Annotated in this window: 1 protein-coding gene; it reads right to left on the bottom strand. The window is 68.6% G+C overall.

Annotated elements, in window-relative coordinates; genetic code table 11:
• Positions 1-55: 55 nt before the first annotated feature.
• Positions 56-7896, bottom strand: a 7841-nt coding sequence (locus tag HZB86_01775; protein ID MBI5904276.1) for a cyclic beta 1-2 glucan synthetase, incomplete at its 5' end; no start/stop codon positions are given.

Genomic DNA, 7896 nt, shown 5'->3' with positions numbered 1-7896 from the left:
GCGGCCGGGGAGACGAACAACATGTTCCGGACGACGCCCGACGAACTTCTCGCCCTCACCGGGGCGACGGAGAGCGACCTGGCGCGCGAGGAAGGTTGATTTCGACCGTGTGTTTCCTCCGGTCGTCCGCGAGCGGTATCGTGCCGTCGGGCCGCTCGATCCCGTCGACGACCACACTCGGTCCGCCCTGCCCGGCCGGCGGTTGCCGGACGATGAGTTCGTAATCCGTTTCCCGGAACCGGTAGTACACCGTGAATCCTTCCCACTCCTCCCGCGGACACGGAACGACCCGAAGCGTATCCGCTTCCCGGCGGATTCCCAGCAGGGACTCCACGATCAACCGGTACATCCAGCCGGCCGAGCCCGTGTACCACGTCCATCCGCCTCGTCCGCGGTGGGGCCCCGACGAATAGACGTCGGCGGCGACGACGTACGGTTCCACCTTGTAGGTCGCCACCCCTTCCGGGGTGCTTGCGTGGTTCGCCGGATGGATCATCGCCAGCAGTTCCCAGGCCCGCCGGCCGTCGCCCAGCGCCGCGAACGCCATCGCCGCCCAGACCGCCCCGTGGGTGTACTGTCCGCCGTTTTCCCGCACGCCGGGGACGTACCCCCGGATATACCCGGGATTCATCTCCGACTTGTCGAACGGCGGGTCCAGGAGCTGGACCAGCGCATGGTCGCGGCGAACGAGATGTCGATCCACCGAGTCCATCGCCGTGCGGGACCGTTCGGCATCGGCCGCCCCGGAGAGCACCGACCAGCTTTGCGCGATCGAATCGATCCGGCATTCGGGATTGCCCGCCGAACCGAGCGGGGACCCGTCGTCGAAGAACGCGCGAAGGTACCACTCCCCGTCCCATCCGTTCCGCTCGATGTTCCCGCGCACCTGTTCCGCCTCGGCCCGGCACCGGTCGGCGAAGGAGACGTCGCCCCGGGCGCGGGCGATCCCGGCGAACCGCGACAGCACTTCATGGAGGAAAAATCCCAGCCAGACGCTTTCGCCCTTCCCGTGTTCCCCCACCAGGTTCATGCCGTCGTTCCAATCGCCGGAGCCGATGAGCGGCAGCCCGTGCTCGCCGAACCGGAGTCCCCTCCGGATGGCCCGGACACAGTGCTCGTACAGGGGAGCCGTTTCGTCGGACACGCCGGGCAGATCGTAATACGAATCCTCGTCCGCGTTCAGCGGGCGGCCCGTAAGGAAGGGAACGGGTTCCTCCAGCACTCCCGTGTCCCCGGTGGACAGGACGTAACGGCACGCCGCCAGCGGCAGCCACAGGAAATCGTCCGAACAGCGCGTGCGCACCCCCCGGCCCGACGGAGGATGCCACCAATGCTGGACGTCCCCCTCCCGGAACTGGCGGGACGCGCAGAGGAGGAGATGTTCGCGGACCAGCCGCGGTTCGGCGTGGATGAGCGCCATCGCATCCTGCAACTGGTCGCGGAACCCGAAGGCGCCTCCCGACTGGTAGTATCCGCTCCGGGCCCAAAGCCGGCACGCCAGCGTCTGGTACAGGAGCCAGCCGTTTGCCAGCGCGTTCACCGCCGGGTCGGGCGTTTCGACCTGCACCGCTCCGAGGGTGCGCTTCCAGTACTGCCAGACCGCTTCCAGCGCGTCGCGGGCGGCGGCGGATCCCCTGAACCGGTGCACCAGATTGCCGGCGTCCTGGGCGTTATGGCCGACGCCGAGCCGGAAGACGATCTCCCGCTCCTGCCCGTCGGCCAGATCGAAGGGAACCTGGATCGCGGCGCACGGATCCAGCGCGGCGCCGACCTTTCCGGACAGCCGCGACCGGGTCATGGCGGCCGGCCTCCGGGCCGTGCCGTTGCGCCCGAGGAATTCCGTACGGTCGCCGCTCACGGTCCGGGCCGAATCGTCCACGTCGAAAAAGGCGACCCGGCCCACGAACTCCGTGTTGTAGGGATTCCGGGCGAAGAGCGCGCCGCTTACGGGGTCGATCCGGGTGACCACGTGCATCGCCGATTTCGACCGCAGGTCTCCCAGCACCCATTCCACGTATCCCGTCGCCGAGAGCCGGCGGGATCGGCCGGACTCGTTTCGCACCTTGAGCACCGAGAACTTGATCGACGCGTCCATGGCGACGTACATCCACAGTTCCGAGCGGATCCCGCCCTCCGAGTGCTCGAATACGCTGTAGCCGAATCCGTGCCGGCTGACGTAGGGCGACGCGGAGTCGCATGGCAGCGGCGTGGGGGACCAGAAATGGCCGCTCTCCTCGTCGCGGATGTACAACGATTCTCCGCTCGGATCGATCACCGGGTCGTTTCGCCAGGGAGTGAGGCGGAACTCATGGGCGTTCTCCCCCCAGGTGTAGGCGGAACCGCTCTCCGAAACGACGGTTCCGAAGCGGGGATTCGCCAGCACGTTCCCCCACGGCGCCGGGGTGACCCGCCCGCGCTCCGTCCGGATCACGTACTCCCGCCCGTCCGGGGTGAACCCTCCCAGCCCGTTGAAGAAGATGAGGCCGGCCCCGGGCGGCCCGGCTTCGGCCGGGGTCTCTGCCCGGCGGACGCGGGCCGGCCGGAAGGGCGGGATGGCCGATTCGGGGACGCGCCGGCGGTGGATCTGGTCCCATAGCGTCCCCTTGGCGTCGGTGAGGACCGCACGGGCGACCGTCTGGAACAGGATCCGGTCCTCGTTCGATATCTGTTCCGCGAGTCGCAGGAAGATCCCCCCCGGCCGGTCCGTCAGGTTGGCTTCCAGGCCGGCGGAGATCAGCCCCTGGATCTGCTCCTGGAGCTGCTGCCGGTACCCGGCGTGATCCTCGTTCCAGATCACCAGGTCCACCGTCAATCCCTTCAACCGCCAGTACGCATGGGCTTGCACGAGCTGGCGCGCCAGCTCGATGTTGGACGGGTCCCCGATCCGCAGCAGCACGATCGGGAAGTCGCCGGAGACGGAGTAGCCCCAGAGGCCGGATTGCCCCCGGCGGTTCTTCTCGACCAGGCTCGCGTCGGCGCGCAGCGATGAATTCGCGTAGAGAACGGAGCTGGCGAGGTGCCCGTACAGCTGAGCATCGGACTCCGTGGCGTTCAGCTGCTGCAGGACCACCTGGCTGTGCGTCCACGCGAGGTCGAAGACCCGGTCGGCGAGACGGCGGTCCTGGTACTTCTCGACCAGTCCCAGGGCGGCGGCGCGGGTCTCGCCGATTCCGGTGACGATGTTGACCGTCGCCGTTTCGTCGGGGTCGACCGCGATCCGGTGCCGGATCGCGACGATCGGATCCAGCACGGACCCCTCGCCTCCCGGGAGATCCGCGGAGTCTCGCATCGCCTGCGGATCCGCGACGGTGTTTCCCCGTCCGACGAACGCCATGCGGTCCGTCTCGTAGGAGACCTCCCCGGTCTCCGCCCCGTGCACGGCCATCAGGTGAAGCATCCACGGCGCCTTCTCCGCGAGGGAACGGGGTCGGCGGGTGCAGAGGATCGCCCCCCGCTGACGGACGATCTCGGTCCGGACGAAGAGGTTGCCGAACGCCGGATGCAGCTCGTCCGCGGCGAACGAAGCCAGCACCACCTCCGCGTAGCTCGTCACTTCGATGGACCGTCGGGTTCGGGACCGATTGGTGATCCGGACGCGGCGGAGCTCGACGTCGTCCTCCGGGGACACCGCGATCTCGGTGTGCATGTCGATTTCGCGGTCGCGGCGGCGAAACTCCGCCCGCGCGTCGGAGAAGATCGCCTCGTACGTGTCCGGCCGTTTGAGCGTCGGGTGGTACGCGACGGACCACACCTCGCCGCTCGCGACGTCCCGGACGTAGCAGAACATGCCCCAGTCGTCGCAGGTGCCGTCCTCGCGCCATCGCGTCACCGCGATGTCCTTCCAGCGGCTGTACCCGCCGCCGGCGTTCGTGACCATCACGTGGTATCTGCCGTTCGACAGCAGCTGCACCTCCGGTACCGGGGTGGCGGGGCTGTCGAACACGCGCAGCGGCATCTCCGTCCCCGCGGCGGTCGTCCGCACGCCGGAGAGTTCGGACGCGAGCGTGTGGGACGCCTGGGCCTTCGGAACGCGCTCCTGCAGCAGCAGCGTGGTCGCCTGGAACTGCGGGTCCGACTCGAACCGCTTCTGCATCGGACGGTCCAGGAGCCGGTACGCCAGCGAGAGGAGGCTCATGCCCTGGTGATGCGCCATGAAGGAGCGGACCACCGTGCCGGATTGTCCCCGTCGTTGACGCGAAGGGGTATAGTCGACGGCTTCGAAAAAGCCGTATTTCCCTTCCACCCCTTCCGCGGAGAGCCGTTCCAGGTTCCGGCACGCCTCCTCGGGCGCCACCATCAGCGCGAGGACCGAGGCGTACGGGGCGACGACCAGGTCCTCGGCGAGCCCGCGCTTGAGCCCCAGGCCGGGGACCCCGAACGCGCGATACTGGTAGTTGAGGCGGACGTCCACCGTGTTGTAGCCGGATTCCGACACACCCCACGGCACACCCTGCTGCCTCCCGTACTCGATCTGCCGCTCCACAGCCGATTTGCAGGTCTGGTCGAGCAGCGTGTCGTCGTACGTAGGCATCACCAGGAGCGGCATGAGGTACTCGAACATCGAGCCGCTCCACGAAAGGAGGATCGGCCTTCCGCCGGCGGTGGTCAGCAGGCGCCCGAGGGCGAACCAGCTCTCCTGCGGCAGTTCCCCCTGCGCGATGGCGACGAATGTGCACAGCCTCGCTTCCGAGGCCAGCAGGTCGTAGCACCCCGGATCCCTCCGGCGCTCGCCGACGTTGTACCCGATCGCCAGCAGATGACGCCCCTTGTCGAAGAGGAAGTCGTACTCCATCCGGGCGAGTTCACCGCACCGCAGCGCGAGGCGCTCGATCGCCTCGATCCGCTCGCCGGCGCGGCGGCCTCCCTCGATCACGAGCCGCCGGAGCTCCGGCGGCCAATCGCTTTCCGCCGTCAGGCGCGCCAGCTCCCGCAGGGTCGGGATCCCCCCGAGCCCCGGGACGCCGCCCGGAACTTCCGATGAGGCCGGCAGCGTCATCCACGGCGCGAGAAACGTCACCTCCTCGAGGGCGGCCCGGCATTGCCGCTCGAGCGCGCCGGCCCACCCGCCCGCTTCGCCATCGGTAGCGGTATCGAAACCGTCGGCGACCGCCGCGGCGCGATCGGCCAGCCGCTCGAAGCATGCCCGCGCCGCCGCGAGGGTAGCCGGCGGAGCGCCGCACGCGGCATCCAGCTCCTCGCGGAACCGGGCGAGGGAAACCGGAGATTCCCCTTTCACGGAGTCCGTGAGGACCCCCAGCGTGTCGCGCAGTCCCTCCAGGCTTCGCGCTCCCGGGATGGGATGTTCGGGAAGTTCGAGCAGGCCCGCCCGCAACGTCAGCAGCAGGGCCGCGAGGTTCCCGCTGTCCACCGTCGAAACGTAGAGCGGCGGCAGGGGCTTCAAGGTCCGGGTGTCGTACCAGTTCAAGAAGTGGCCCCGATGCCGCTCCATCCCCTCCATCGTGCGGAGCGCGTTCTCCGTCCGCTCGAGGAGCGGTCCCGCGGGAAGGTACCCGAAGTCGTAGGCGGACAGGTTCGCGAGGAGCGCCAGCCCCATGTTGGTCGGCGAGGTCCTATGGGCGACCGAACCGATGCGGTACTCCTGGTAGTTGTCCGGGGGGAGCCAATGGTCCTCCGGGCCGACGAACGCCTCGAAGAACGCCCATGTCTTTCGCGAGATCCTGCGGAGATGGCAGATCTGCTCCGCCGTCAACCGCGCCTCGCGGCGGGCGAGCGGCCGACTGACCCGCCAGGCGATCGCGGGGGAGGCGATCCACAGGCACAGTACGGGCCAAGCCACCGGCAACGCGCCCCGCATCGACAGCGCCAGATGAAGCGTCGCGACCGCGGCGATCGCGGGGGCGAACCACATCGCGCGGAAAAACGCCGCGAGGTCCGTCCGGAGATTGCGCTCCGCGTCGCCGGACGGACTCCACTCGAGAAGCCGCTTGCGCGTGAACAGCATCCTCCCGGCCGTTCGGACGATCGCATCCATGCTGAAATACGCCTCGTGCGGCAGGCACGCGATCGTGAAGGCCGCCTGCGCGAAGTTCCGGCCGGCGGAGCGCGCCGCGGCGGAAAGGTGCTGCCGCAACGGCACGTTGGGCGGCTTCCGGAACAGCTCGTGAACGGAGACCATTGCGGGGGGGACCAGGAGGATCCCGAGGACGGAGAGGGTCCAGAACCCGGCGGACGACAGGGTGGTCCACCCCAGCAGCAACAGGAGCGTCAACGCGCAGGGCGCGAGACTTCGCCGGAGGTTGTCCAGGATCTTCCATTGGGACAGTCCCGGGAGCGGGTTCCGGCTGCGGACCGCGCCGGGCCCTGGAACGCGCGACGTCAGCCAGCCCGCGATCTGCCAATCCCCGCGGACCCACCGGTGCCTGCGGCTCACGTCCGCGCGGTAGTCGGCCGGGTACTCCTCGTACAGATGCACGTCGCTCAACAGTCCCGACCGCGCGTAGCACCCTTCCAGGAGATCGTGGCTCAAGATCCGGTTCTCGGGAAACCGCCCTTTGAGCGCGCGTTCGAACGCATAGACATCGTAGATCCCCTTGCCGATGAAGGACCCTTCGTCGAACACGTCCTGGTACACGTCGGAGACGACCCGCGTGTACGGATCGATTCCCGGCTCGCTGCCGAACAGCCGAGCATACAGCGACCGGCTCGCCGACGGGAGGCTCACGGCCACGCGCGGCTGCAGGATTCCGTACCCCTCGGAGACGCGCTGCAGGGCCTCGTCGTACCGCGGGCGATTCAGCGGGTGCGCCATGGCCCCGACGAATTGCCGGGCCGAGTCCCGGGGCAGCTGCGTATCCGTGTCCAGGGTGATCACGTACTTCACGTCCGGCAACGCCGCCGTGTTGCCGATCACGAGGGAAAATCGATCCGCCGCGCCGCCGCGGAGAAGCAAATTCAATTCCGCAAGCTTCCCCCGCTTGCGCTCGTAGCCCATCCAGATCCGCTCCCGGGGGTTCCAGCGGCGCGGGCGGTGAAAGAGGAAGAACGCGCCGCCGTCCGCGTTCCCGTACTTTCTGTTGAGCTCCTCGATCCCCTTCCGGGCCGACTCCTCCAACGGCCCGTCTTCGGGAGTCGTTTCCCCGGCCGCGTCCCGGTGGTCCGTCAGCAGCCCGAAATACAGGTTGTCGTCCCGATTGGCGAGATAACGGACCTCCAGCCCCTCGACCAGGTCCTGCACGCCGCGGACGCTCGTGAGCATCGTCGGGACCACCACCAGCGTGCGCGATTCCGTTGGAATTCCCTCGGAGTAGTCCATTCGCGGGAGCGGACGCGGCGCCGCGAGCAACGTGGCCAGCCAGTTCACCAGCGCCACCGCCAGCTGGCTCGCGCAAAGCGACGAGAGGAAGCACAGCAGTACGAGCGGTCCCTCCCGCACCCCGCCGTCGTACGCCTTTGCCAGCAATCCCCCGGTGAGCAACGCCGATAACAGCGCGATCGACCCCAGGTAGAGGAGCAGGGGATGCCGGCCCGCCGTTCGGCGGAGCGTCTCGTAGACGGACGGGCGAACCTCCGCCGCGCGTTCCAGCCGCGGCAGGCCCTTGTCGATCAGGTAGTAGCCGACGTGCGCCGACCGGTCGGCCGCGCCGCACCCGGACAATCCCTCGTAGGCCAGCCGGATCGCAAGTTCCGCCACCGCGGTCTCGGACAAGCGGGTGCGCTTCGCGGTCCTCTCGATGACGTGGCGGCACCGGTCGCGGGTGGCGAAATCCATCCGGCCGTAGACCCCGCCGGGGTCCTCGCGCAGCGCCCGGTCGACGGAGCTCGTCGACTCGACGAATTTGCGCCAATCCATCGATCCCAGGAATCGAAGGCTGCCGATGCTGTTGCCGATGGATACCTGGTCGGCGGCCTGCTGCTGGTGTTCCGACCGCACCAGCT

Source organism: Deltaproteobacteria bacterium, from assembly GCA_016234845.1.
In the GTDB taxonomy this organism is placed as follows: Bacteria; Desulfobacterota; Deferrimicrobia; order Deferrimicrobiales; family Deferrimicrobiaceae; genus JACRNP01.
The sequence above is the reverse complement of the archived record's forward strand: the minus strand, read 5'-3'. Positions and strand labels throughout refer to the sequence as shown.